The following is a 26564-nucleotide window of genomic DNA, read 5'->3' as shown; positions in this document are numbered from 1 at the left end:
CTAGTGCGGGGAAGCGGTTGAATCCTCAGCCAGGACCGGCTACCCGACATCAAGCCTGCATTGTCGACAATTCTCCGAGCACCTTCCCGCCATGCCTACGACAGAACAACTTCGCCCCTCCATCGAACGCATCCTCCGACTCCACCTGGAAAAGTATCAGTGCGTCAGCGGCGAGGTTCTGTATCGACCGTCTGCGCTGACATCCTTACAAGGCTTCAAACCCGATGGTTCCGAGAAATTGGTGTTTCTCACCGATCGCGAGTTGGGCATTCTGTTGACGGACTATTGCAAGAGCCTCGACTGTGCCGGGCTGATCGTCGAGATCGATCTGATCGGGAATCGCACCAATTTTCACCCGTTATCGATGGCTGACCTTCAGGCGCAGTCTCGGGCGTTGGCCGAGCAAAAGAAAAGCAACGCCCAGGAGAAAATCGAACAGGTACGCCGGGATTTGCAAAGCAGGACAGAGTGCTATGGCCCAGTTCTGGCTGACGCGGTGGCCACGAAACTGGAAGCGGGCGGAGTACTGGGTTACGGGCACCGCGATTACTGCGGCATGGGGCTGGAATACCGGAATGCTGTCTGGTGCTATGGCGAAGTGTGGGATGGCGCGATGGGGGCCGTTGACCAACAATGGACTTCCCGGCAGATGTTTGTCGACTGGCTGACCAATCAGTCTGATGCCAGTCTGGCGAATCTGGAGCGCCAGGACTCGTTTTACTGGGGCAATCAAACCATTGAGCGGGTGCGGCTGCAGGCATGGCTGGCCGCTTAGTCAACGCCCATATCTGTTAGCCGATTTTGCCGCACGAACCGACGAGAAAGCAGCTCATCCTGATGCCGCAAGATGTGCTTTCCGAAGTTCATCCATAAATTCTGCGCGCAATTCAGGCCCACCTTCTTTCAAGGTGCGAGCCAGACCCTGCAACTTAGAAGTGGGCAAATACTCGTCTCCCCATGCAGCCATTTCCAACAGAAGAGGAACCAGTGCGATGCCTTTCTCCGTAAGGCTATAAATCGCTTTCTGTTTATGCGTCGGGTCATCGGACTTGGTAATGATCCCTTCCTGGACAAGCTTTCGAAGTCGGTCGGCAAGAATATTCGATGCGATTCCCTCCAAAGAGTTGGTCAGGAGTTCGCGGAAATGCCTTCGATTAACGAAAACGATGTCGCGGATGACGAGCAAAGTCCATTGATCGCCAAGCACTTCGAGCGTTTGGTTGATGACGCATTCTGATCTGCTACTCGTGCGCACGCGGGTTCCAACTCGGGTGGACATTCCAGCGCCATTCTACGACAACAAAACCAGTTGCAAATTGTAACTGGTTGCACTATTTTTCTGGTTATCACGGCGCGCGCCCCATCCAGCTTGCGCGCGCGTGGAAGGCTGCGTTGTCAGGAACCTGGGGGATCGGGACCGAAACTTCGTGGGAGGCAAAAACATGAACATGTTCAAGCAGCTGCGCAATCTCTGGATACCGTGCGCTTCGATGTTTGCTCTGACTTGCTTTGGCAATGCCTTCGCCCAGGTGAGCTACCAAGTTACCGATCTGGGCGTTCCGAAGAATGACAATTATTCGATGATCATGTCCGTCAACGATGAGGGCTGGTCGGAGATCATGGCTGGAAACTTTCTGCCGGGGCAGGGCGATTCGTTATCCGGGGTACCTTTAAACGGACGCGCCCTGATAAACGTCGACGGATATTATGTCGACCTCGGCACGCTCGGAGGACCGAACAGCTGGATGAACTTTGGCGAGATCAACGACCTCGCGCAGGTAGTGGGTGATTCCGAAACGGCTGTCCCAGATCCGAACGGCGAAGACATTTGCGGATTCGGCACCCACCTTACGTGTCTTCCGTTTCTTTGGCAGCCCTTTCAGATGAGCGCGCTCCCAACACTGGGCGGAAATAACGGGGAGGCGAGCGCGATTAATAACCGTGGACAAATCGTTGGCATGGCAGAAAACGGTGCCGTGGACTCCTCATGCCAGACGGGCACCATCAATAATCGGGTTCAACTGCCGGTGTTGTGGGAAAACGGCAACGCCCACGCGCTTCCTACGGTAGATCATGATCCAGACGGGTTCGCATTTTGGATCAACGATCGTGGTCAGGCCGTCGGCTACTCGGGAAACTGCAGCGGACCCATTCACGGCATATTGTGGGAAAACCGCACTGCGTCTGCGCTTCCTGATCTCGGAACCGGCGGCTTCGGTGAGAACATCAACGATGAAGGCCAAATTGTTGGAACCGTCGGTAGTGCTGACGGAACGACCCAAACTGGCGCGATTTGGCAGATTGTCAAAGGCACAAGCACCACCAAACTCGCCACAGTGCTCGGGCTGCTGCCGGGAGATGCTGCTGGCATAGCTTTCGGCAACAACAACCAGGGCCAAGTAGTAGGGGGTGAGTGGAACTCCAACCTCTACTGGTCGCATGCCTTCATCTGGCAGAACGGCGTGATGACCGACCTCAACACGCTGTTCCCCGCCAGTTCCAGCCTGTTCGCGACCTTCGCCGCCAAGATCAATAGCCGCGGACAAATCGGAGGCATGGCAATCGTATGCAGCGGGTCGCACCAGGGCGAGATGCACGCCTTTCTAGCAACCCCTGTGAAGCAAAGCGCAGGTGAATCGATTGCACAGGCCGCGCCTAATTGCCTGGAATCCAATTTCCCCGCAGCGGACGCAGTCAATCGACTTTTGAAGAAATCCAGACCCGGCGGCCAATTCGTGCGTTAAAGAGCGTTTTCGAAGCGACATTGAACCACGTCGGAAATCTCGGAGGCTGCTTGGTGTGAGTCACCCGGCAATAGGGAGCATGGTGTGGTGTTGACAGTAAGCCGCTTCGGCTTCGACGGGTGGGACATGCCCGATCGGCGCCAGCAGCAAATAAGCCGCCTTATTTTCATCCTCCGACGCTGAGGTTTCCCCACGTTTTTCGAGCTGCTCAAGGAAGGGCTTTTTCGTGGCCAATACTTGGCATTTTTACCTCAGCGTCATTCCGGCGAAGGCCGGAATCCATGGTGAATGCGAAGCATGGATTCCGGCCTTCGCCGGAATGACGCCGAGGTAATTTAATAAGCCTTGGCTAGCTTGCTGATTTTGTTCAGATCATCAAGCAGAAAACGTGGGGATACCTCAGCCTCCGGCGTAGTTCAAGCCGGAGGATCAGGAGTGCAAGTCCGGAACACGCCACCGTTACCGCGCGGGCAGGGCGATTAGGGACTGTTATCGCGATAGAGATGGATGAGCGTTTCTCAACAGTCCGCTACGCGTTTAGTCTCGAGGTTCGGGTTCACTTGACCCGACGCACATCCTGTATCCAGTTGGTTTCCCAAGTTCTGCCGTCATCACCAGAGTAGGCCTGCTCCCAATGCGCAGTGTTGGGAGTGATCTGCGACCAAGTGAAGCGCACCTTGATCGGTTTGCCGCGCAGTGTATCGCTGGCGTAGAAGGTACCGATGCCGTGCACGAAACGACCCTTGACCGGTGGGTCGAGTGCGCCATGGGGGTTGCGGCCGTCAATCCACCAGATGGCCCACAATCCAGTCTTCGGATCGTAAGCACGCGGCGCTACGCCACGGTAGATGCCTTCCGGTGTATCAAACTCGGTATCGTCGACATTCGCCAATCCACCCATAAGACTGAACGAGCGAATCGTGCCGTCGAATTCCTCCCAGTCGTGACTGCCAACAAGACGATATTTCAGTCGTCGACTGTGCGTGCGCCAACTGCCGATGAAAAAGTCGAAATCGTGTACGCCAGAAAGATTAGGTGTCTGCTGCGGTTTCGGCTCATCCTGCGAGGCACGGGCGGGAAGGCCGGTAGCGATGGTAGCAACCACGACCAAAGTTGCTGAAACTGCGTAACGAAGAAGGGACATAAGGCCTCCCTCAAGACTGTGGTGAGTGCGCGAGGGCTCCGATCTTACGCTTAGTGCTGCCGCTGTGGGTGTGTTCAAAGAACTGCTGGGCGATATCGGCGTCGAACAGGCGCTCGCCGTTGAAAGGTGATTGGCCTGTGTTACCGGGAGTAGGATTGGCTAAGCAGACCCCAGGCAGGGATTTTTCATATGAACGTGCGCAGCCAAATCAAGGACTATATCGCGGCCCAGCCAGAGCCAAAACAAAAAGACCTCCAAGAGCTTCATGGCCTCATTCTTGGAATCATGCCGGACTGTAAATTGTGGTTTCTCGATGGAAAAGACGAAAGCGGCCGGGTGGTTTCCAATCCGAACATAGGTTACGGAGTGCAGGTTATTAAGTATGCCGATGGAAAAAACAAGGATTTCTATCAGATCGGCATGAGCGCAAATACAACAGGCATATCCATCTACATCATGGGCATAAAAGACAAAAAATACTTGGCCGAGAAATTTGGAAAGAAGATCGGTCAGGCGAGCGTAACGGGGTATTGCATCAAATTCCGCACGCTAAAAAATATAGACGTTGGTGTTCTCGAAGATGCAATGCGATATGGAATCGAACAGACACGCGTCTAATGGATCGTTGTCAATCGCACAGAAGGTCGCAAACCCATGGCGCTTGAATGCATCAACCCCAAGGATCTACCCACTCCGCAGACGTACACTCAAGTCGTCGTCGCGACGGGTGCCAGGCTGATATTCGTAGCCGGCCAGGAGCCCGAAGACATCCACGGTAAACTCGTTGGCCAAGGCGATTTAGCAACGCAGGCTCGCCAGGTATTCGCCAACCTCGGCCGAGCTCTCGCAGCCGCCGGCGCCGCTCCCAAACACGTAGCCAAAATTACGATCTACGTTGTCGACTACAAGCGGGACGAACACTTGCCGATCATCGAAGCGGCCAGGGTGACGCTGTTCGGGGATCACAAGCCCGTCGACACTCTAGTAGGAGTCGCAGCCCTATCACCCGACTATCTGATCGAAGTCGATGCGATGGCGGTCGTCGACGATACTTGAGAACAACCCAGCTGCAGCAACTGCAATGTTAGTTAAAAAAATGGGAGGCCTGATGGCCTCCCATTCTGTGCGACCTTGCAACTGACTCGGCTGCATTTCGATAACAACAGATTTGTTAAATTGGGGAGCCATCCGTTCCTTTTTACTCATAAGGGACCGCTACGCCTATGCGTTAGTAAGGAATCGTTCAAGGCGCATTCTCCCTTGGCATACGTGGATGGCGTCCTAGGCTCCATATCAGTCCTTTGGCCCGCAACTTCACATGAGAATCAGGAGAAAATCTTATGATTAAGGTATCTCGGTTCATCGCAATGTGTACGATCGGTGCGGCCGTTGCAGTGCCGTCGTTCGCGTGGGCGCAGACCTATACGTCGGTCCATTATCCTGGCGCCGTACTCACTGAACTTGTTGGCGGCCCCAATCCCCAGGGTACGAGCGTCGGCGGTTACACCCTCACGGCAGGCGGAGCCTTGCACGGTTTTACGCTAACGGGAGGGGAATTTACGCCGTTCGACCCCCCGGGCTCCACGTTTACGACTGCCAACTTTATCGATCCGCAGGGAGATATTGTGGGCGCCTACGTCGACGTGGGTGGCGTCAGCCACGGTTTCATTTTACGCGATGGGTCTTACACAACGGTTGACTACCCAGGTGCGGCTGGCACAGAGCTCAGTAGCATTAACCCTTCAGGTGAATTGTCAGGCGCCACCTGTTCTGACGCTGCCTGCGGCGTCACAGGCAATGCCAACGTTACTCACAGTTTTCTGTTGTCCAAAAAGGGCGTCTTCTCGGCGACCTTCGACCCACCCGGTGCGGCCAGTAGTACCGCCAGCGTGGTGATCCCATCTGGCGCAGTCGTTGGTGCTTACACACGCCTAAGTGGAACGACATGTTCCACACAGTGCCAAGGGTACCTGCTGTTCCACGGATCGTATGCCACCATCAACTATCCAGGCGCCGCGTTTACGTTTGCTGGCGGTGCCAACGCTCCGGGTGACGTGGTGGGGGTTTACACCGATGCTTCGGGCGTCAGTCACGGTTTTCTGTTTAATGGCGCTTACACGTCGTTCGACTACCCGGGAGCGAGCTTCACTGAGGCAACAGGGATCAACCCTGGCGGTGTCATCGTGGGTCTCTATGTTAACTCCGCGGGCGTCGTGAACGGATTCGTGCGGACGCCATAGCGACACGAGTGCTAGGCCTCAGGCCGCATTTTGTAATCAGCCCACGCCGCCTTATCTGGCGGCGTGGGAATCGTGCGTTTCCGGAGCCAGTAAGCGTTCGTGTTCGAAGCCGCAGGTGAAGCTATGGCGTCCCTGACTCAACGCTTCCGCTTCTTTGCGTAAGTCGCCGACAGCGATGCCACCGAGAAGTCGCTCTGCAACTGGCGGATACGCTTATCCTGCTGTGATTCAAAGTTCATGCGCGCGTTCCTTGATGAAAGAGCGACGCGTTGAAAACGCCTGATAACTATCCCTTATCGTGATTAGAGCAGGTTATCGAGGGTAGGGTGGGCTCCTGCTTTCGTCTCCAGCTGCCATTGCCCGACTAAAGGGAGCAAGCTGAGGTTATCGCTCCACACATTTATGGGCACACTCGTTTACGAGTGATCGGGACACTTGAATCTGCCAAGTATGAAGGCTGGGGGATTTGCTCTCGCGGCCTATGATTCCTGATCGCAAATTAAAACGAATGGCCGAATGCGTTGCACATTAAACTTCGTTACAACCGTTTATTCGAGGAACCTTGGTCAACACGGCAGGTCTACAGGGCTGGCTGCAATACACGCGTGGAAATTAGCGTTAGTGTTGTATGAGCAATTAGCTTGAATGAGGCGGGGTTATCGAAGCGCCCGGACAGGATCGCGATCAAGTACATGCGCAGGACGCCGCGCGTTGCAAGATTGATACGTATAAAAATCAGCCCCCCAGGCCCACGCAGTCCTTGAGTCCGCGGGGGCGGGTGCTGGTGCTTGCCGTAGTGCTGGCTCTACACGCGCTTTTCGCCCTGATGCTCTGGAACGCGATGCGACCGCCCTCTGGGGATAGCGAGCAGCCGCTAAGGGTGCGTTTGATCGACGTAGCAACACCAGCAAAACAGTTGCCATCGCCCACGGTACCCGTCATGGTGTCGCTAGCATCGGCGCCGCCAGTGAAACCCAAGCCAACTGAAAAGCCGCATAAAACGTTGACCAACGTCTCGGCTACAACGCCCGCGCCAACACCAGCCCCGCCTGGCAACCAACCGGATGCCAGCCAGATATTTTCCGCCGACGGCTCGATCCGCCTGCCGCCCGAACATATCCAGTACTCGGCCAATACACCATCCGAGGTAAAGACGAGCAAGCCCAAGGACGACCGCCAGATCATGGAGCATACCGACTTCACGCATTACCAGCCGACGCGCTTCAACAAGTATTTCCCGCCGCCGAACGAAACCCTTGGTGGCGCGGTAGGCCGGCATATCGACAATGTGATCAAGGAAATAGCTAAGACCATGTGCGACCCGGAAAAGCGCAGCACCGCTACTAACCTGCTGTGTGGCGCGCCGCCGATCCCACCTGACCCGAAGGACACCGACGAGCGGCTCAATCTGCCACCACCGGCGTTGGCTGGAGGCGGCACGCCAGCCAAGCCGGTATCACTTCTGACCTGCATCGATGAGTACGGCCAAGGCAAGGGCCTGTCGCAAGGCTGTCCGGTCAATACGCCTGAAATTATTTTCCAGGCTCAAATGCGCGAGTGCATCGATCTCTATCGGGCTGGCAAGCGCCTCAAGAGCTGGTGTCCAACCGATACTCCCAAGCGTGCTGCGGCGGAGGCGCCGGCAAGCACCGATTTGCATTGATAACCCGGAAGCTCGGAATGCAAGAGTGAGGCTCCCGCTCCCGACCTGTAGCCAGTGTCAGGGCAGGGCGATTAGCCCGTGTTATCGAGGGTAGGGAAGGGCTTTTGCTGGCCTAACGATTAAGGCGCGCCATCGAGTTGTCGCCTCGAACTTGACAGCAACTGGGTACTTGCGGAGACTCGCCTTGCTTCCAGGCGCGGCTGTCGCACGGAAAGCAACCCAATAGGCCCCCGTGCCTGCTCGTTCAGACGGGGGCGTTTTACACGGCGAGGCGCCGGCATGCTGCTCGTGTTGCAAGTGCCGATTGCTGACTTGCGGTCGTTTCAGACCGCGACTGCAGGCGTCGTTGGACCGGGATGGCGACTCCCACCCGATCCGCAGCGCTGCGGTTTTCTGCGGGGTCTCGGTGGCGTACGCCGCCGACGCAACCAAGGTGCAGGACGTGTGGACCAATGGGCAAGCGCTGCATGGTTCGTCGAAGCGCGCTCGGTCTTCAAGGCCACCTTCGCCACGGGCGAACCGGGCGTCCACTTTCCGCGTACGACGGCCGCGTCAGAGAAACCGTTCGGCATCGAACGCGTCTTCCGCCGCATTTACAGCGATGGTGGGGCGCTTTGGCATGTGCAACTGGGCGTGCAACTCAGCCTGACATTTCCGCAAACGCAGACCATGTTCCGTGCGCTGGTGGACGATGTACTGGATCTTCAGGTGCAGTTGCCTCCGTCGACAGCTGATGCATCTGCGTCTCCGCCGGCACCGTTTTTGAAGCAACGCAAGGCTGTTGTCCAACGTGTCGCAAATGCGACTACCTCGCGACGCCAACCGCCCGCTAGTGCAGGTATCCTCCTGTCGGGTAAGCCCTTGCTGTACATCGAAACGGATGGACGTTACAAGTTCGCCGACACTGATCCGTCGGAGTATCTGAACATCACCCAGCCGCTCGATGAAACGGGAACGATCAAGGGCGCGCCGCTCCAGTTGCACGTGGATCTGCTGCGCCGACACAAGCCCGACGAATGCCTGTTGCTCTGGCTCGAATCAGGCGCTGCGCGTGGACGCGACACGCGCAACCAATTGCGCACGAACCTGTTGTGCTTGCACGCGGAGCTGGAAGTACTCAAATTGGTTCTGCGCAAGACCGATTCACTGCAGAGCGTAAATGCTGCCTTCGAACGCTATCTCGCGCACGCGTACAACGTGATGAATCGCGCCCAATGGCTCGGCAACGATCAACAAGTCCTGCGGAACGCGCTGGTTGCCTACGACAAACTCACCGGCGATGAAGCCGCCGCCGTGCGAGAGCTGCTAGATGATCGCAAGCAGACCCTCACGCGCACGCTAGAAACCATGCGGGCCATAGGCGTAAGCAACCTAACACCGAATTTCTATATCGCGAAGGCGGACATCAATATCGGCAACGGAGGCGTCATGAACTCTCAAATGAACATCGGCGGAAACGTATATGGCAACGTTAACTACAACGCCACGATCAACGGCTCACAAAACGTCGTAAACAATATCTCGTCGCCGGACTTGAAGGCCGCACTGGAGCAATTATTGGCAGCAAGCGGCAAATTAGCGGACGCATTGCCGGCGGCTGAGCGGGGCAGGGTCGCGGCGTTGACCAAGGAAGTCGTCGACGAAGCCACCGCGCCTGCACCTGACAAAGTGAAGTTGCAAATCAGCAAGGACGGGCTAATCGAAGCTGCGAAAGCCGTTGCTGGCATGGCGCCTTCAATCGCGACTGCTGTGGGTGCCGTATTAGGGATCCTAGGCTTCGTTTAGGTCAGCACCTCTATGCGCAGGTCCAGCGATAGCGAAGCTGGTCTGCCTTACTTTTACGTCAGCCTGTGCTGCATGTTGTGCGCACTTGTCCATAAGGTGTCCGCACCACCGGGTACGTGGACGAACGGCGTGCTGCGAACTGCTTCATGCTGGTAATGCAGCTTGCCCGCTTCCGCACTTGATACAAGACAAGTGAAGCATTGCCGGACTTCACAAAGGTCGCTGACGCCATACTGAAGCGAGTTAAATCATGACCGAACCTGTGTACGGCCCGTCTCCTTCAACTACGAAAAATAGGATGGTCGATCGTGTCTCCTGTCAAATCTCAACCTGTGACCGCAAAACTTACCAAGGCTGCTATTTTCCTTGTGATGACCTTGAAGCCCGGTGCCGAACATGATTCGACAGTGCGAGGGCTTTGCGCGGACCTTTCTTCGCTGTCACGAGGCGTGGGCTTTCGCAACGTTAACGGCCGCTTGTCATGCGTCATGGGGTTTGGCTCGGATGCGTGGGATCGCCTTTTTGGACAGCAGCGACCTGTCGAATTGCATCCGTTTCGGGAGATTCGTGGAGTCCATCATGCGGTTGCCACACCGGGTGACCTGCTGTTCCACATCCGAGCCACGCAGATGGATCTGTGCTTTGAAATGGCCGCGGCAATTCTGGATCGAATCCGCGATGTCGTGACGATCGTCGATGAAGTGCATGGGTTTAAGTATTTCGACGAGCGCGACCTATTGGGTTTTGTCGATGGCACGGAAAATCCTGTCGACCAGGATGCCACCGACGCGGTGATCATTGGTGACGAAGACCCGGCGTTTGCAGGCGCAAGCTATGTGATCACCCAGAAGTATCTGCATGACCTGCGCGCATGGAACGCATTGCCCGTGGAATATCAGGAAGGCGTGATTGGACGCAAGAAACTCTCGAACATCGAGTTTGCAGATAAGGCTAAGCCAGCCTATGCGCACAACGTGTTGACCAACATTGTTGAAGACGGCAAACAACTTCAAATCGTGCGCGATAACATGCCATTTGGCGAGTTTGGCAAGGGGGAGTTTGGCACGTATTTCATCGGATATGCGCGATCACCAAGGCGCATCGAGCGCATGCTTGAAAACATGTTCGTGGGTCAGCCACCCGGGAATTACGACCGATTGCTCGACGTAAGCAGGGCGGTTACCGGCACGCTGTTCTTCGTCCCCACCGTAACCTTTCTGGACAACGTGTTTGAATTGAGCAAAGGTTTCTAGGGTATCACATATATTCACTTAGACACCACGGCGATTAGCCTGTGTTATCGCGGGTAGCCGCAACTAAAGCGCTCAGCCGCAACCCGCATCATGAAGACATTTCTTGAGGTGGAATAATGAGCGAAAGCGATGAGTTAAACGTAAGCCAATACATCCATACGGATGATGTTCGGCGCCGCTGCCTATTTACAGGAGTAGACGTTCCTGGAACAAAAAGGGGTGAGCACGTCATTCCGCGCTGGCTCGTGAAGGATCACGCCCTCCAAGATGGTGGTGTTCAATTGGGGCAACCGGAGGCGCTTGCGCGAATTCTTGAGTTCACCGCCCCAGCAGATGCTGTAGCGAACCAAACTTTCGGGGCTCTGGAGCAGCGAATTAAGGAAAATCAAGCAGATGTTTCAGATGATGAGCTTTACCTTTGGCTCCTGAAATTATCCAGTGGCATGCTGTGGAATCATCGACGGCTAGCGGAAAACGCGCAACACCCCCGAGCTCCCGTCCAGTTTGATGTTCGCCTGGAAGGAATAGTGAGCAACGAATTTCAGGACGCCTACGCGAAATGGATGGATGGCTCCTTCTCTCGAAAAGGCAGCCTGACCAAGCTCCCTAGCGGCGTTGACCGCTTAATGATCTTGCACATTTTTGGTGTAACCCTACTCGATTTCGAGCACGAGACTCATGAGGGCATTTTTCCATACGTTCTGATGGCGATGGGTCGGCCGGGTCACCCGCTCCTAGTGGCCAGCTTCTTTGACACCGGGCGCAAGTGGGAAGAGGACATCGTTTATTCTGCCTGGGCGAGCAACGAAGTGGCCACAACGCCTGAAGTACCCTTCGTTCGTGCAGCGCTCGCTACCGCACTTTACACAATGGAGCTGAGGCCGCTCGTAAGTAGCGAGGAGCAGGAACAGCGACTTATGGATGGCATCGCTCATGCAGCCGGAGTGCGCCGATTCACCGACGACGAAGGCGTGAAGCGTTTCAGGCCGCGCTAGTTGGAGTTTTATCAGTGAAGGAGAACCCTACAACCGGAGGGCAGGGACGATCGAAAGGCACGCGTTGTATGAGTTCCGATTTTCGATAAACTTGCCTACAGCGATTAGGGATTGCTATCAAGGGTAAGACCCGCAGGCAATCATGGAACCATGTTAGCTGTCGGGTCACCAGTCAGCTGTGCTGCGCACGCTGTCAACCCCATTCGGCTCGCCGGCACGACGTCCCCCCGGTTTTGAGTAGCACAGCGATTTGGAGTCCAATCCCCCAACGGAAGGAGATTGGACGTGAAGAAGCGATTTACTGAAGAACAGATCATCGGCTTCCTGCGAGAAGCGGACGCCGGCGTGCCGGTCAAGGAGCTGTGTCGCAAGCATTCTATGTTCAGCAATGGCTTCCTGACTTTCGGGTAGCCCAAAAAGGCAAGCTCCAAAAACTCAGGAAATAGCAGGTACGCACCGATGAGCAGCACGACGGCTTAAGAATCAGGCAACACCTCATCTCAAGTTCTCGGTCAGCCCGACATAAGAGCAGTAACTAGGCAGCACGTCGGCTAGACAAACCGCGGCACGGACCGCCGGTAAATATCTCGACATTTCAATTTCGCGCGCCGCTTTATCGTGGCCGTGGCCTAGTGCTTGCTCTGCGGCATCGCGCTACGGGAACCTATTGCTTGAGGTACTAACTCATGAGTAGTTCTGTTCTTTTGTTTGCACCGCCCAAAGCGAAGGGTAGCTATGTTTCAGGTCGCTTGGACCTGCGCTGGAAAATTCCCATGGAGTGGGTCGTGTGGATCGTGTATGCCGTATTGATCCTCCTGTATACCAGCGGTCACCATTTGACGTAACTGAAAAACCGGGGGAGACGATGGTCTCCCCCGGTTCGGTTAGTTCAGATGATTTGAGCGAATTACTTAGATCGAGGCCACCGTCACATTGCGACTTTCGAGCACGTCTTTCTTAGCCGCATCGGCCAGGAGGGGGGTGCTCACCAGATCATCCGGAGTAATCTGACCCCGCACCAACGCCTCGGCGAGGTGATAGTAGGAAAGCAACTCGTCGTGAAGCGCCGGATCAACATCGGCGCCGCGGACGATATCCACACCGATGACCACCTCGCGATCTTCCGCGTAAATTGCATTGGTCAAATCGTTATAGTCGTTCCTCAGGTCGAAATAGACCAATGGAACTTCATATTTCGCGCGAGCAATGTCCTGTCGATAGACATACCGATAGCCATCCGTGCTGACTTTCAGTTGTATACCGGCCGAAATGCCGGCAGGCCTCCCGTGAGCGAGCATTTGGAGCTCCCGCACCGTGTCGTCCCTGTGTACCCATATGACATCGCGATGTGAATCGGTGGGGCTGTATTTCTGGGGAAACCGCTGACGTGTCGTTTCCAGACCTGTACCTATGGCGATGAAATCATCGAGAGCGTTGTGAACAAATCGTCCCCGGCGCCCGATTTGGCCCCAGCGACGATTGAGGGCGACGTCCTCATTGCACCGACGCACGACAATGGCCTCCGCAATTTTTCCGAGAAGCCTCATCACGGCGCCTTTTACGGCCTCCTCGGATGTCACGATGATAATGCTCGAGCGTAGTAAACCGTCCTCGTCGAGGGACACCAAGCCCAGTTCACGGGTCAGTACATCGAGCATAGTCGCGCCATAACTATGGCGGATCAGCTCAATATGGCGCGGCCCACGATGCCACTGATCCAAGGGCTGGACGGCGAGAGGATCGATGCAGCCATCGGACCTCATCATGGCCACGACTAGCTGCATGGTTGGTGCGTATTTCTGGATCAGACTCATTTGGGAAGCCCGTGGATCACGATCAGCGCTAGCTTAGGCCGTATGGCTATAGGGAAGCAAAAAAAAACGGTATTTTTGAGCCAATGAAATCAAGGGAATGCGGATCCCACCGGAGCAGTGTTGGTGGGCGGCGCAATACCCCTTAACCCCTACTTCCTCTTCCTGGCAACGCGTAGGCAAACTAATGTCTGCCTTCAACCCGAAGCGGACGTTGGCACCTTCGATTGCGTGGAAGCGGCGACGTTGTGATCGACCGTCAGATGATTGACAACGCGGGCGGTAGAGCGCAGACACTTAGTCCATGAGGCGTGGGGCTGAGGGGTTGGGCAGTTCACCCCATGACGGTCACTCCTGGTGGCTAGAAAAGCACCAAAGTAGCGGAATTAACATACCCGCCACGTCCGGCTATGCTCGCGTGTGTAACCGGGCCTAGCTGGGTGAAGTTACCCTGAAATAAGGGGGCGTTGCGATCCATGCCGCGTGTCGCAACATGTATAACCGGACGGCGGAGTCGGTATATTCAGTAGTTATGTGCAAAGGGGATGGACACGTGGCAACACTCAAGGACGCAGCGGAAAACACCAAAGTAGCTCTCGATGTTGCGCGCGGAGCACGCAGGTGGGCATCTCGTTCTACGGCAAGGGTGCTTTTGCTCTTGTCTCTTGTAGGAGTGATTGTTCTAGCGGGGCAAGCGCTTTATCTCAATCATCTGCTACAACAATCAAGCGAAGCTACGCAAACTTACGTAAAAACGGAACGTTTGCTTAGCGACAAGCTCGCTTACGAAGCTGCAATAGATGCAATTTCAGCTTGCATCGAGTCACACAGCGAAATTACAACGCTACATAAGTGGTATTGCACTCAAGCGGATAGCCAGTTCAAAACGCGCACAAGGGAACTTAAGTACCCTGGTGCACAGGAGATGTTTCAGCTCCACGCATATCTTGCAATGAGAGACCTCATGCGCAATAGGGTGCGTGGGCTCGCGTTAGATCAACTCGTTCAGCCCTCAGATACATCGCAGGGTAAGACACTTACCTTGGTCGCAAGTAAAACGGGCACGTTGACTGCAGCGATACTTACGGCCCTGCTCATGTTGGGCACATTTGTGTACTTGGTGTGGCTTCCCAAACGCCAAAGTGAGGAAGGAGCAATCATGAAGCCCCAAGATTTTCAGCGCCACTTTCAAAGCAAAATACGCGTCATGCTGGACTGGTCAAAATTCATCTCATCGGACTGGTCAATCGAGCTGCGTTACTTTTCGATCCCTGAACAATCTAGCCTCGTCTACACCCCTTGGTATGCACAACCTGACGGTTCGGCCTGTGCGTACAATTCGCCCAATGCAATGCCCCAATCCGTGGCCTCAGTTGCTTTAAACAGCGCGCTTCGCGAGCACCATAAAGTTGGCGACGCCCCACATTCCGAATCAATTTCTGTGGTTCCTGCATACAGGCTAAACGGCGACTCCATTCTCTTGCTTGACGGTAATCATCGAGCCGTTTCTTCTCAAGCGGCTTCAACAAAGCTTGGTTTAGCTGCCTTCGTAATCAACGGGCCAATTGATGAGCATGTACTCCCAGACCTCGCACATTGGGTCTAACATCTCGTTCAAGGCGGACGGCTTCGCCGCCGCTTAACTTCAGCGTTAGAGCTTTCACTCTAAAAAAGCGTAGTCGAAAATGGTGCATCACCCCGAGACTGTTTTTTTCATAATGTACGTGATTCGTAACCTCAAGTAGCCCATGACCCTTCCCGAACACGTTCGCAACGACCTGCTTGCCACGCCTCTTGGCACGCCGGCATTAAACGCACTAGTTAAGCTGTATCAGAGAGATGGGTAATTGCTGGAAGTTGATGCAAATGAGCGATCTATTTCTCATCGCTTTGGCATGTATCTGCAAGAAGAGATGCCGGGTTTTGACGTTGATCAGGCGCTCGGGACCGGCTCTCCGAATACGGTGATACGCATGCTGGACACATGGCGCGGATCTTTGGCGCAACGGCTGCAGGAGGTGATCAAGCTGCCGGATGTGCCGTCCAAAGTAGGGCAGGCGTTTGCGGAAGTGTGGTGCCTCGCCGTCACGCACGCGGAGACCCTCGCCCGCGAGGCCTTTATCGAAGACCAGAACGCCCTCTTTGCCGAACAAACGTCGCTAACCCAGGAACGTAAGCTGTGGGAGATCGCCCTGGCCGAAGCCCAGGCCAACGTCGCCGAACATACAAGCAAACTGGCACAAGCCGATGTCCAACTCCGAGAGCGCCAACCGGAAAATACATAAGTGTCCCTGAGGTACTCAGTCGGCTGGATGAAGTATTGCGTGCCAAGCGGTGTGATAAGAACCCACGTTAAGTCGTGCATCAGTGTGATGCGGCTGCAACGCAATCCAATTGATGCTTCGTCGTCGCCCGTTCCGGAGCGAATCTCCATACAGGCTGATCGGCATGCGGGACTAGTCTTCTGGCAGCCACTGCTCTATCCGTCCACCGTGAACGCGGAATCGACCTCGCGAGACGGTGCCGTCTAAGTGACGTGTAAGTTCGGTCCACTCATTTATAGAGGCGTCAATCTGCCACCATTTGTCGAAGAATTGGGGCATTTTCAATACCGCATCGAGGCAGCGAAACGCCAGCCTGATCTCGTGCTCCGAACCGCCACCGAAGTTGAACACGAAGATGGCGGGACATTTGATCAGGGGAAACTTGGCTTGATTAAGAAAATCGCGATCGCAAGTTACTAGGATCAACTTGCGCTTCAGTGCGTAAGCGGCGTGCGCCTCATCTGGAAATCCAAGCATGTTGGCCTCGGCAGCAGTCTTAACCTTGCCCCCCATCTTTCGCAACACCTGCGCAGCAAGCAGCGGGAAGTTCTCGTCAGCGTAAAACCGAGCCTTCGCCTTCTTTGCCAAGTTGTCCAAAACCTCTGCCGCTTCCTTGGGGGAACACGGATCTTCGAGGGCGATTGCTACCAGGTCCTTCCACACAAGCAGACTCCTGGATTACTGCGTAGTGTCAGTGGAGCCGCTATCGCAATGCACCAGGTTTGGACCCGAGTCTGCTCTCAGGCAGGTATTGAGCGCTGCGATGTTTGATGCTGCGGCTGAGTCATCGACGTTCATCGAGTCGCGAGGAACTTCTGGATTCATGTCATTGCCTGATGGTAACGACCAGTTTGCCGGCAGGTGATATTTCTTCTCCAGCACCGCCCCGGCCTTGTTGTCGGCGGCATCAGGATCCATGCCTTTCTTCTCGTAGCTGTTTTCGAGTGCGTCGTATTCCTCATAGAGGTCGACGTCCTGTTGCGTGGAGAGCGCGCTTGGTTCGGCCTGGAGAATCTGCCAAGGCTTCCCGCGAGACCAGATGTCGCGCTGCGTGTTTGGGCTGTAGTAGGCGTGCGCAACCTCGCGGAACCGAACGCCCTGCTTTTCGTGAATGTCATTTCGACGCACAGATACTTCCACGGAGTCGATGCCATCGCCGCCGATCTTCTGTGCGATGGCGATTGCTGTAGCTGTCCATTCTTTCGTGGAACCTCCATTAACACCCACACCGATATTGGCGACCTTTAAGTTGCCCTGGTAAAGCCCGCTCTCATAGGCAGTCTCTACTGAGAACGGGAGCGCTTTGACCGTCGGCGCTCCGGAGTAAGTGGGCTGTGCTTGGGGGGCGTCATCTGAGGAGCTACAACCGCTTATGGCACATGTGATTGCCGCGGCCAACACTATGTTTCGCATGGGTTCTCCATCCTATGTGGTGTCATTGTAGCGGTGATCCTTATAATGGTGAAAAGGAATAACTAGAGGGTAGGGAGTCATGTGGGAGACCGAGACGGCTGCGACGATTTCGCACGCGACCACAGCCAACCAACTCATTGAGCAGTTGACCGGGCAGCTGGCTCAATTCGTCTTCGAAAAGAGCACGTCGCGCCAATGCGTCGCGCTTCCTTTGCTCAAGGCATCAATCGACGCCGCGGCAGCTGCAACACGCCTGCTTATGGTCGATCCGATTCAGTATGGAAGCGCCGCTGAGGCGCTGTTCCGCCCTCAGCTCGAGCGCTACATGCGGGCGATCTATTTCGGGTCTCCACATCTGACCACGGACGAACAGGTTCGTGCGTTCCTAGAGGACGACAAGATATCCATAACTTTTGACCACCTCGCCGAGCGAGTCGGTGAGGAGATCGTTCGCCAAATTGGCAAGCCGGATGACATGTTGGGGAAGTTGTTTGGCGCAGCCTTGGTGCTGGAGAAGCGAGACTTGCACGGCGCAGTGCACGGCGGGCAACTGGTTGTGCGTCGCTATTTGAACGATGCTCTCGCCTTTAATCCTTGGGTGCTATCGACTGGCGCTATCATCATGATGATGTTGGCGCTAGCGATGCTTGCTTTTAGTCAATACGCGCTCCTGTGTGGAGCAAAGCAAATGAATACGAGTGTGGACTTCGCAAAGATGCTTGTGGCGGCGTTCCCGGCCATGAAGCTCGCGATCGACCCGAGCACCCCATTGCCGGACTGAGCTTATAGTGGAGGGCAGGGAACTAGGGGAGGCAGGGATGACTGGAGTCGATAAGGTCTACTAACTTACAAAGATCTTTACGGATATCTCGATGACCACAATTCATGTCACTGCAACACAGCTCAATGATGATCGCTATCATGTCGTGGGTGACGATGGCCGTGACTATGGCGTCGTCGCTGCACGAGAGATCGATCGGGCCGTTCAAAAAGCAAATGGTGCGGATATTAATCTGACGGTGATATGCAAAAGAATCCCGCACAGTAACAACCTTTAGTCATGAAACCAGAACTTTCGAAACTCGATCGTGAAGCAGCGATTTTGAGGCTGCCATCTCTCGAAGCACAGGTTGTCGTATGGATGGAAGCTGCGGATAACAATCTGGTTCGCCACAATCTTCATCTGCACCGACGTGGCTTCAAAGTGTATGTCCGACGATCGCACCGAAAGCTTGATGGTCGATGGGTGGAGACACTCGATATTGCGTCGATCTCTATCCTAGAAAAGGAGCGCGGGCGCGGATGGTTTCGGAACTTCCGCCGGATCGTCGAAACCGTCAACCCGTGGGATGCTACGTATTACGAAGCCGTCCTCAACCCTCGCTTGGATGCCTATTTCCGCAAAGAAGGGCTGCCTAGCGACGGCGGCGGCTTTTACGTAATGCGTTCGTCGGCTTCAAAGCTAGTGCAGCCAAATTTTGACTGCGGTGCGGTTCAATTCTGAAACCGGCACTAGGGCATCAATGCAATCGGGTTGTGGGCCAGTGCAACCGGGTTTGGAAACTGACACAAGCTGTGGCTAGAATAATGAAATTGCGCATAATGTATATTATGTAAAATAACGAATGGACCATACAGCCGGCTTATCGGCGCCCATCCAACTGTCGTCATCCAGTTAACCGTGTCACTTACCCACTTAACCATGTCACTCCGCCTAACCGTGTCACCTTTTGGCAGGATGGCGTGATGAAGAACTCTGAGGCTTGCGATTGCCTGGCTATCGGCACGGACACTGCAAGGCCTGGCTTCATGAATTAGAGCGATCTCGAAATTGAGTGCTCAGCTGTCGACGGTACGCAGGAACATCTGTTTCGCCGTAAACCTCCCGTCTCCTTGCTGCCTCTTTGTCCGCAAGAGCTCTTGCCAGCAATGGAAACCGTACCCAATTACGGCTGGGGGGAAACCAGCATTCCCTCAAGAGAATTCCAATAACTAAGAGTGAACCGGCGAAGATGGCCATACCTAGCTGCCCAGATGGCCAGATTGTGGCCAACAGAGTTTTGGCGGTCCCACCCACGTCCCAGCATAGGTCGGCCAGCGCTAACGCAGTAAACCCGAACAGCAATGATGCGAGCTCTCTATCACCGGCAAGTTCAGCCTTAAACCGCGCCTCGTACAATTTGACGATATTAAGTACGAATTGGTTTTGCTCTGCATAAGCATGATCGCGCAGTTCGGTGAGTGTAACTAGACCAAGGCTTCTCGCCTCATCGGTGGTGAGGCTAGGTTTACTTAAAGATATTGGCAGCCATGTCAGCATCCACTGAATACACAAAGCGAGGCATGGCAAACCCAGCGACATGATTAAGCAAAAGATCAATAGGCTCGCCGCTAAATAGCCTGCGTGGTTCATCAAAGCAGGAAGATCAAATTCCCATCGCAGTAGCCCGCCACCGGTTAGGTTCGCTAAAGCTATATCAGCGAACAGCAGAACGCAGGCGATGCGCAGAAACCATACTGGCTCCCACACTTTCGATAGATATTGCAATCCTTCCGGCAGTTTTTTGTCAGCCCCGGGGCCATCATCTTGATCGCTCAAGAATTCTCCTTGACCGGCTTGCGGTGATGCGACTGAAATTGAGCAAAACCGAGAACTTTCCAATCAATATTTCGGCAGCCGAAGTTACATCTTTAATGCAATGAGTTATATCGGGCTCAATGAGACCATCTTTATGCCGATAACGAGGTACTACAACCACCCCGCAGGCTCTTTACATGTCCGAGACGCTTGATGCTCTTCGCGCCACTGCTGGCGGAGTTCGACATCCTCTTTTACTTGATCTCATTCACCAAGGCCTTGCTACGGATAACCCTGTCCAGTTGACTGATGCAGGCAAAGCAAGACTTCGCAAGCTTGAGAGCGATCACTGGATGGCTATCCAGGCTGAGCTGCCCGACGAAACACCCGAGGAAGATGGCCTCTTCCCAGAGCCATGATCGTCCAGCAGATCTACCGCGTGTGCTTTCTCGTACGATTTTTTGGCCTTTCTTTTGCACCAGGCAAAGATTTTTTGACTGCTCGCTTAGAAGGCGACGCGCTGCGCCATTGACTTAGAGTCGCTTCAAACGCAGCAACTCGTCCTGCCTGATGGGCCGCTGCCTGTTCAGCAACACGTACGGTGACACGCAATTCTTCCTGCTGCGCCGTCAGTTGCGCGACGAGCTTGCTGTGTTCACGCTGTTCACGCTCCAAGCGTTGCTGCACTGATTTAATCTCCAGACGGGCTCGATCGACCTGCTGATGAGAGCGATCCTCAACAGTGCGCACATGCTCCTGCACGATGCTATATTCGGTGCGTAACTCATCTAGCTCAACTCGCTGCTGTTCGAGCTGCACTTGCAATCGATCACGTTGGTGCATCAGATCCAGTCGCTGCGCTTCCAGCTGTTCCACGAGGGTCTGACGTTCGCACAATTGCACATCAGCTTGAGTCAGCTTGGCTGTGCTTTCAGCCGCATTGGTTTGCGCTTCATTGAGCGCGATTTCCCACAACTTTTGTTCTTGGGCTAGGGACGTTTGCGCGGCAAAGAGTGCATTTTGGTCTTCCACTAAAGCTGTGCGAGCGAGGGTCTCCGCCTGTGCTACGGCTAGTCGCCACACCTCGGCAAACGCCTGCCCTGCTTCGGGCGGCACACCGGGAAGTTTAATGACTTCTTGAAGCCGCTGAGCTAACGAGCTGCGCCACGTATCCAGCATCCGCATCACCGTATTCGGCGAGCCAGTGCCGAGCGCCTGACGAATTTTTTCCACAGTCGGTTTGTCGCCGGCGGCAACGAGCGCGTCGGCGGCGGCGTTGACCTGTTCTTGGGTGATGCCTTTAGGCATTTAGATGTCTCCTCGATCGGCGCCCTGCTCTGGCCTTGACGTACTCGCGATAAGTGATGATTATCACCAGTATGTGCCCTATTTCGTAATATACATTACATATTATGAAGAAAAATAACACTCTTCCGAGTATCGCCGCATCCCCCTCCGGTCTGGTGTTGCCAGAACAGCTGGCCCAGCAATCGGCCGACGCCGTGCGCGAATTGCTGGCCGAGGCGGCCGCGGCCAATACCACGCGCAGCTACGCCGCCGCGCTACGCTACTGGGCCGGCTGGCACCAGGCCCGCTTCGGCATCGAGCTGACGTTGCCGGTAAACGAGGCCGTGGTGATCCAGTTTCTGGTTGATCACATCCAGCGTAAAAACAAGGTCGGCCTGATCAGCGAATTGCCGGCCACCGTTGATCAGTCGTTAGTGGCCGCGGGCCTCAAAGCCAAGCTTGGATCGCTGAAACTCTCGACCGTGACCCAGCGCGTAGCGGTGCTGTCCACCGCACACAAGCTCAAGCGGCTTACGAACCCCTGTGAGCTGCCTAGCGTTCGTACGCTGCTGAGTCGCGCTCGGCGTTCGTCCGTCAAACGGGGCGAACGGCCGACCAAGAAGACCGCGGTCACGCGCCAAGAGCTGGAAGCCATGCTGGCGACTTGCGACGGTTCGCTGGAAGGGTTGCGCGATCGCGCCCTACTCTGTTTTGGCTTTGCAAGCGGCGGACGTCGGCGCAGTGAGATCGCTGCAGCCGACATGCGCGATCTGCGCAAGGCGGGTGATGATGGCTACATCTATCGGTTGGAGTATTCGAAAACGCAGCAGGCCGGAGTGAAAGCGGATTCGACGCCGGACAAGCCCATCCTGGGGCGCGGTGCTCAGGCGCTGTCAGCCTGGATCGAGGCGGCCAAGATCCATGAGGGGGCGATATTCCGGCGGATCTGGAAAGACAGGGTTGGCCCTGCCCTGTTGCCCGGTTCGGTGGCTACGATCGTCAAGCGACGGGCCGCTCTGGCGGGCTTGAAGGGGGATTTTGGCGCACACAGTCTGCGGTCGGGCTTCGTCACCGAAGCTGGCAAGCAAGGCGTGCCGTTGCCGGCCGTGATGGCCATGACCGAACATCGTTCCGTGGCGAGTGTTATCGGATACTTCCAGTCGGGGCGAGCGGAAGACAACCCTGCAGCGCGTTTGCTGAAATAGACGAACTTCGATATGACGTCCATTGCCGAGCTCGCCCATACGCATCAAGCCGGCCAATTTTGATTCGTCAGATATCCCCAGTCGTTTGCCTCGGGCGCATTCCCATGCTCGCTCACGGCGTTGGCACCGACGGGTGCGGCACAACGCGGAACGTAGCCAAGAGCAGCAGTGAATGCACGACAAGGTGGGCAACGCCTAAATCCAGAAATCCTTCGTGGACCAGTCCGTGTGCAAGCTTGTTTCGGAGGTTGAGCCCACGTGGATCCGTGTAAAGCGCGCGAAGATGAAAGCCGACGTCTTTCAGCTCCCCGCGTTGGAAGACGCCATCGCACAAGACTTCACCCATTCCTTTCACCTTGGTGCCTCCCGCCCAAGAGTTGGGAACCCGTACCGACACACCGGACAAGACGAGAAGTTCGCGGCAAGCAGCTTCCACTTGTGGAACGAGCACGTGTATCGCCTTGACGCTATCCCCGGCTGACCACGCTGCTAAGCCTTCGCGCAGCATCCAAGCCCGTTCCGGCGAAAAGAACGGAGCGGACTGAATGTGGTCGACCAATGCCTCAGTCTCAAGACCATACTTCTCTGTGACGCGGGTATAGGCCACATGAAGAAAAAACGCGTCGATGTTGAATTGATCGGCCGCCATCCGAATCGCCCGACCATTCAAGTCATCCTCGACGGAGCCGATGGTCGATTCGGCAAATCCCTCTTCATTGGTCACCTGAATAGCAATCCGCGAGATCAGTGGCGCCTCTTTCGCCATTCTTTGCAGATTTTTCTTTACCTCTCCCTCTCTCACCAAACATGCCATACCTATGCGATACAACGCGTCGGTGAGCGAGCCACTCATGAGCCGCTCGACCCATTGGTTCAAATGCTCTTCCGGAATATCGATCGGGGCGCCAGTGGTTTTTAGCTGCGCATTGGCTTCCGCGGCTCGGGATCGAATGACTTGCTCAACCTGGGCGACGTCTGCCATCAAGTGATGTTTTCGGTAGCGCGCGACCACGTCGGCCAAGAACGATTGCGCCAGCATCGCTGTGGACTGTTGTGCAAGGTGTTCTTTCGCGCGGCCGGACTGCAACACGATCTTCGGTATCTCCGCATCGTTGCTGTCCAGCCTGGCAATGAGGCGATCGGCAGCAAACGTCGCACGATCAGGGTCAAACGTTGCCGTTGTTGTTTCATCGCTACTCGCGTCAACGACTTTTCGTAACCACGCTTTAAGCTCCGCAGTCTCCGTCGGCGCGAGATTTAATTTGCGCTCGAACGGGGAAATGAGCTCGTCTAATTTCCACCAATAATGAAACCCCTCTTGCGCCGCAAAACGCCGATGCAAACGAAACAGGGCCGACTTAACCGCTTCGATTTTGACTTGATTCTGAATCAGTACGGCCAGTTCAATGGCGCGTGCCATCAGAAACCACAGGTGGTAATCGTCTTTGGCAACGCCCCGTTCTATCGTTTCAATATAGTTGTCGATCGCTGCGTAAGCGACGTCGATGGACACGGGGATAGAGAGCGCTGGCGCCAAACACTCTGGCCGCTTGTCAGCGGACTGTTTTAAATATTTGCCGATCGTCCAAGCCAAATCCGCGTATCGCGCCGCTATCAGCGGATGTTTGACAGTGCCGAGACGCTCGATCCAATGCCCAACAATGTCATCGTCGACCTCGGCTAGGTCTGGAATGTGTCTCGGCGGCAACTTGTCGTCTGAGTAAAACGACCTCCAATAAAGACCCCATGGTTCCCTGCGCTCGCCTTCCGTGCGCACCAAATGCCACGCGACAATTTCAGCGGCGGCCCCTTTTTGCTCCAATTCGCTCAGAGTGGCCCGTGTATTGACGAAAGGCGAGAGCGCGCTCAGTAGTGACTGTTCATCCAGCCTTTGGGTCGGATCGTTTGCAGCGTCGAGTATCGACTGGATCGTCGTGGGCACGGCCAACGTCATTGCTGCTCCTTCGCGTTGAGAAGTCACCTCGCGAACGCGCCAGGCTTAAAGACGGTCGCCGCCGCGGTTCGACGGAATACGGTCCCGAGTCCCTTTAAGCAACCAGCGGCGCGCGAGGTCTACAAATCCTTATCGTATGCAGCGCTTGTTGCTAGGCTGATATCGGGATTCCAGCTCGATCTTCCCTCACCCATCGATCAACGTCGTGTCGGTTCTCAACGACCACATGCTGACGCGCGGCATCCTTGAGCTCTCCACTCTCCAAGTTCAAATGACGCAAGGTGTAGAACAACATGGCCTTCTGGCAGTCAAGTACTGCGCGTCCGTTCTCCATTTCATAGTCACGCATAACGGTTTCACGTTGCGATGGCGAAAGATCAGGATGAGGAATCAAAATCACCGACACATGCGTGAACCAGCCCTCATCTGACTCAGGCGCTGGGGCATCGGTATCCGGAACCGCCTCCAAAACTTTTAGACGGCCAATTGCAAAGTCGCGAAAAATGTTGCGCGTGTGGCACCACGCACGGGTGTGCCAACGAAGTCCGTCGAACCCCACGGCATGAGGGCTAATGGTCAATGTTGAGGGTTCCGGAGAATCCATGGACTGATACACGACCTTCAAGGTGACCTTTTCGCGAATGGCTTGCACCAGCGTGGCCACTTCTGAAGGGGTGATGGCCCGTGCTGGGGTGGCGACCACCCCCGTGGGCGGAATAAATCCCACAAAGCTCTCGGAGCGGCTGATCATCTTGCGTGCTAGGCGAGCCAGGTCGCCTAGATAGAGCGCCGCCGTCCGATGGGCAAAAACCGGCTCAAAGGTGTCGAGGGCGACATAGACCCGTATTCGGGGATCGTAAGCGATATTTCCAGGGGCAAGCTCCTGATACCGCTTGAGGTCCGCAGTGGCCTGCGGCACGGAAATGGCAAAGAAATCAATGAGATCGCTACGGTTGATGCGGCCGTCGTATTGAAGGCGCACGTCGATGAAAGTCAGGCGGCGGGATTGTCCCCACCGATGAGTGGACTCCGGGCCGGTCGATTCCACGGCGACTCCAGTTCAGATGGTGCCCTACAATAGCATCTCGAATAGTTACTTGGTTGGCCAAAAAAATATTTGCGCCTGTTGACAGAATGATAAGTATTCGAATATTTTTCATTCTGCCGGTGCCGTGGTGCACCTATAGCCAAACCGAGGCTGCAGTGGGACGCGAACACATCAATCAAAAGGACATCGAGGCGTTCGCCGAAGCCCGGGTCAACCTTCCTTATGACAAGGCGCTGGAACTTCGTGCCCAGGCGAGCCGACTGCGGGATCGGCTGTCAGCCTATCTCAGCGAGCATCCGGAATTCACACTGCGCAAAATGCTCCTGTCCGGCAGCTTGGCTAAGCGCACTGCCCTCGCCTCGCTCAACGACATTGATGTCGCGTGCTACATCAGCGGCGCCGATGCGCCGCAAGATACCCGCCGCCTCCTCGATTACCTGGCGGAACGCCTGCGCAAGGCGTTCCCGAACTTCACCGCCGATCAGGTGCGGCCGCAGACCTATTCGGTCACTGTCTCCTTTCGCAGCACTGGCCTGGACGTCGACGTCGTGCCGATCCTCTACAACGGTGATCCGGATTGGTATGGCAATCTGATTAGCCAAGACGATGGCTCGTTCCTGGAAACGTGCATTCCGCGCCATCTGGAGTTCGCCAAGAAGCGTCGTGACACCTCGGCAGACTTCGCCCAGGTCGTTCGTCTGGCGAAGCATTGGGCGCAACGCCAAAAGCAAAGCGGCGAGATACCCCGATTCAAATCCTTCATGATCGAGTTGATCTTCGCAAAGCTTTGCGACGAAGGTTTGAACTTCGCCGACTACACGGAAGCGCTGCAAAGCTTCTTCACCTATATCGTGCGCACCGGACTTCGCGAGCGAATCGTCTTCTCCGACTACTACGCATCGTCCGACGTGCCGGCATCGTCTTCGCCGGTTCAAATCATCGATCCGGTCAACGCTAACAACAACGTCGCTCGCCTCTACGCCAAGTCGGATGCAGACGCCATCGTGCGAGCCGCGATGGACGCAGGCGATGCCATCGATTCCGCCCTCCACGCCCTGACCAAGTCGGAAACCATCCGCTACTGGCAGAAAGTTTTCGGTTCGACTTTTCCGGGGTAACG

At 55.4% G+C, this 26564-nt stretch carries 26 protein-coding genes and 1 pseudogene; 18 read left to right on the top strand and 9 right to left on the bottom strand.

The features are described from left to right. The first annotated feature begins 91 nt into the window (after nucleotides 1–91). The gene (locus tag IEX75_RS16370; RefSeq protein ID WP_188795537.1) at nucleotides 92–775 is read left to right on the top strand and encodes a hypothetical protein; all 684 of its coding nucleotides are present in this window, start codon (nucleotides 92–94) and stop codon (nucleotides 773–775) included. A 54-nt stretch (nucleotides 776–829) separates the two neighbouring features. Here IEX75_RS16370 and IEX75_RS16365 read toward each other — a convergent pair whose 3' ends face one another. Then, nucleotides 830–1279 carry a winged helix-turn-helix transcriptional regulator gene (locus IEX75_RS16365; protein ID WP_188795536.1) on the bottom strand — a complete coding sequence of 150 codons (450 nt, stop codon included), beginning with the start codon at nucleotides 1277–1279 and terminating at the stop codon, nucleotides 830–832. 163 nt (nucleotides 1280–1442) lie between these two features. Between IEX75_RS16365 and IEX75_RS16360 the strand changes: the two genes are divergently transcribed. Further along, nucleotides 1443–2744, top strand: a complete 1302-nt coding sequence (locus IEX75_RS16360; protein ID WP_188795534.1) for a hypothetical protein — start codon at nucleotides 1443–1445, stop codon at nucleotides 2742–2744. Nucleotides 2745–3300: 556 nt separating this feature from the next. On the opposite strand, the gene IEX75_RS16355 is transcribed toward IEX75_RS16360, so the two are convergent. Beyond that, nucleotides 3301–3888, bottom strand: coding sequence for a hypothetical protein (locus IEX75_RS16355; RefSeq protein WP_229720887.1), 588 nt, complete (start codon nucleotides 3886–3888; stop codon nucleotides 3301–3303). A 189-nt stretch (nucleotides 3889–4077) separates the two neighbouring features. Between IEX75_RS16355 and IEX75_RS16350 the strand changes: the two genes are divergently transcribed. The 8 genes and pseudogenes from IEX75_RS16350 to IEX75_RS16315 all read left to right on the top strand — a co-directional run. Then, nucleotides 4078–4506: a DUF1801 domain-containing protein gene (locus IEX75_RS16350; protein ID WP_188795532.1), complete on the top strand. Its 429-nt coding sequence runs from the start codon at nucleotides 4078–4080 to the stop codon at nucleotides 4504–4506. A gap of 36 nt (nucleotides 4507–4542) precedes the next feature. Further along, nucleotides 4543–4944, top strand: a complete 402-nt coding sequence (locus IEX75_RS16345) for a RidA family protein (protein WP_188795530.1) — start codon at nucleotides 4543–4545, stop codon at nucleotides 4942–4944. Nucleotides 4945–5228: 284 nt separating this feature from the next. Then, nucleotides 5229–6128, top strand: coding sequence for a hypothetical protein (locus IEX75_RS16340; RefSeq protein WP_188795528.1), 900 nt, complete (start codon nucleotides 5229–5231; stop codon nucleotides 6126–6128). A gap of 940 nt (nucleotides 6129–7068) precedes the next feature. Continuing rightward, nucleotides 7069–7791 (top strand): hypothetical protein, encoded by a 723-nt coding sequence (locus IEX75_RS16335; RefSeq protein WP_229720886.1) that lies wholly within the window; start codon nucleotides 7069–7071, stop codon nucleotides 7789–7791. Nucleotides 7792–8070: 279 nt separating this feature from the next. Beyond that, nucleotides 8071–9576 (top strand): hypothetical protein, encoded by a 1506-nt coding sequence (locus IEX75_RS16330; RefSeq protein WP_188795524.1) that lies wholly within the window; start codon nucleotides 8071–8073, stop codon nucleotides 9574–9576. Nucleotides 9577–9884: 308 nt separating this feature from the next. Continuing rightward, nucleotides 9885–10829, top strand: coding sequence for a Dyp-type peroxidase (locus tag IEX75_RS16325; RefSeq protein WP_188795522.1), 945 nt, complete (start codon nucleotides 9885–9887; stop codon nucleotides 10827–10829). Between the two features lie 116 nt (nucleotides 10830–10945). After that, on the top strand, nucleotides 10946–11824 hold the full coding sequence (locus IEX75_RS16320; RefSeq protein WP_188795520.1) for a hypothetical protein: 879 nt from the start codon (nucleotides 10946–10948) through the stop codon (nucleotides 11822–11824). Nucleotides 11825–12109: 285 nt separating this feature from the next. Further along, nucleotides 12110–12199, top strand: a pseudogene (locus IEX75_RS16315) (transposase); the annotation flags it as partial. A gap of 536 nt (nucleotides 12200–12735) precedes the next feature. Here IEX75_RS16315 and IEX75_RS16310 read toward each other — a convergent pair. Then, the gene (locus IEX75_RS16310; RefSeq protein WP_229720885.1) at nucleotides 12736–13638 is read right to left on the bottom strand and encodes a hypothetical protein; all 903 of its coding nucleotides are present in this window, start codon (nucleotides 13636–13638) and stop codon (nucleotides 12736–12738) included. 550 nt (nucleotides 13639–14188) lie between these two features. Between IEX75_RS16310 and IEX75_RS16305 the strand changes: the two genes are divergently transcribed. Continuing rightward, complete coding sequence (locus IEX75_RS16305; protein WP_188795518.1) at nucleotides 14189–15241, top strand: hypothetical protein; 1053 nt, start codon at nucleotides 14189–14191, stop codon at nucleotides 15239–15241. Nucleotides 15242–15482: 241 nt separating this feature from the next. Beyond that, on the top strand, nucleotides 15483–15920 hold the full coding sequence (locus IEX75_RS16300; RefSeq protein WP_188795516.1) for a DNA-binding protein: 438 nt from the start codon (nucleotides 15483–15485) through the stop codon (nucleotides 15918–15920). Between the two features lie 171 nt (nucleotides 15921–16091). Here the strand turns inward: IEX75_RS16300 and IEX75_RS16295 are convergent, their stop codons facing one another. Continuing rightward, nucleotides 16092–16622, bottom strand: coding sequence for a DUF5615 family PIN-like protein (locus tag IEX75_RS16295; RefSeq protein ID WP_188795514.1), 531 nt, complete (start codon nucleotides 16620–16622; stop codon nucleotides 16092–16094). A 15-nt stretch (nucleotides 16623–16637) separates the two neighbouring features. After that, entirely contained in the window at nucleotides 16638–17372 is a 735-nt protein-coding gene (locus IEX75_RS16290) for a hypothetical protein (protein WP_188795512.1), read from the bottom strand. Between the two features lie 79 nt (nucleotides 17373–17451). Here IEX75_RS16290 and IEX75_RS16285 point away from each other — a divergent pair, with 79 nt between their 5' ends. The 3 genes from IEX75_RS16285 (at nucleotide 17452) to IEX75_RS16275 (ending at nucleotide 18876) form a co-directional block, all read left to right on the top strand. Then, nucleotides 17452–18153: a hypothetical protein gene (locus IEX75_RS16285; protein WP_188795510.1), complete on the top strand. Its 702-nt coding sequence runs from the start codon at nucleotides 17452–17454 to the stop codon at nucleotides 18151–18153. 91 nt (nucleotides 18154–18244) lie between these two features. After that, nucleotides 18245–18430, top strand: coding sequence for a hypothetical protein (locus IEX75_RS16280; RefSeq protein WP_188795508.1), 186 nt, complete (start codon nucleotides 18245–18247; stop codon nucleotides 18428–18430). A gap of 2 nt (nucleotides 18431–18432) precedes the next feature. Next, the gene (locus tag IEX75_RS16275; protein ID WP_188795506.1) at nucleotides 18433–18876 is read left to right on the top strand and encodes a hypothetical protein; all 444 of its coding nucleotides are present in this window, start codon (nucleotides 18433–18435) and stop codon (nucleotides 18874–18876) included. A 303-nt stretch (nucleotides 18877–19179) separates the two neighbouring features. Here IEX75_RS16275 and IEX75_RS16270 read toward each other — a convergent pair whose 3' ends face one another. Continuing rightward, the gene (locus tag IEX75_RS16270; RefSeq protein WP_188795504.1) at nucleotides 19180–19971 is read right to left on the bottom strand and encodes a hypothetical protein; all 792 of its coding nucleotides are present in this window, start codon (nucleotides 19969–19971) and stop codon (nucleotides 19180–19182) included. Between the two features lie 176 nt (nucleotides 19972–20147). Between IEX75_RS16270 and IEX75_RS16265 the strand changes: the two genes are divergently transcribed. Then, a complete protein-coding gene (locus IEX75_RS16265) occupies nucleotides 20148–20369 on the top strand; it encodes a hypothetical protein (RefSeq protein ID WP_188795502.1) in 222 nt (73 codons plus the stop codon). Nucleotides 20370–20382: 13 nt separating this feature from the next. Here the strand turns inward: IEX75_RS16265 and IEX75_RS16260 are convergent, their stop codons facing one another. Continuing rightward, the gene (locus IEX75_RS16260) at nucleotides 20383–21258 is read right to left on the bottom strand and encodes a DNA-binding protein (RefSeq protein ID WP_188795500.1); all 876 of its coding nucleotides are present in this window, start codon (nucleotides 21256–21258) and stop codon (nucleotides 20383–20385) included. 104 nt (nucleotides 21259–21362) lie between these two features. On the opposite strand from IEX75_RS16260, the gene IEX75_RS16255 reads away from it, so the two are divergent. Beyond that, on the top strand, nucleotides 21363–22442 hold the full coding sequence (locus IEX75_RS16255; RefSeq protein ID WP_188795498.1) for a site-specific integrase: 1080 nt from the start codon (nucleotides 21363–21365) through the stop codon (nucleotides 22440–22442). A 112-nt stretch (nucleotides 22443–22554) separates the two neighbouring features. Here the strand turns inward: IEX75_RS16255 and IEX75_RS16250 are convergent, their stop codons facing one another. Together IEX75_RS16250 and IEX75_RS16245 are read right to left on the bottom strand one after the other, a co-directional pair. Further along, nucleotides 22555–24396 carry a DUF4209 domain-containing protein gene (locus tag IEX75_RS16250; protein ID WP_188795496.1) on the bottom strand — a complete coding sequence of 614 codons (1842 nt, stop codon included), beginning with the start codon at nucleotides 24394–24396 and terminating at the stop codon, nucleotides 22555–22557. A 151-nt stretch (nucleotides 24397–24547) separates the two neighbouring features. Continuing rightward, a complete protein-coding gene (locus IEX75_RS16245) occupies nucleotides 24548–25444 on the bottom strand; it encodes a helix-turn-helix transcriptional regulator (RefSeq protein ID WP_188795494.1) in 897 nt (298 codons plus the stop codon). Nucleotides 25445–25497: 53 nt separating this feature from the next. Here IEX75_RS16245 and IEX75_RS16240 point away from each other — a divergent pair, with 53 nt between their 5' ends. After that, nucleotides 25498–26562: a CBASS oligonucleotide cyclase gene (locus tag IEX75_RS16240; protein WP_229720884.1), complete on the top strand. Its 1065-nt coding sequence runs from the start codon at nucleotides 25498–25500 to the stop codon at nucleotides 26560–26562. Nucleotides 26563–26564: the final 2 nt, after the last annotated feature.

Source organism: Dyella nitratireducens (assembly GCF_014642835.1).
GTDB lineage: Bacteria > Pseudomonadota > Gammaproteobacteria > Xanthomonadales > Rhodanobacteraceae > Dyella_B > Dyella_B nitratireducens.
Note: the sequence above shows the minus strand (reverse complement) of the source record. Positions and strands in the feature narration are given on the sequence as shown.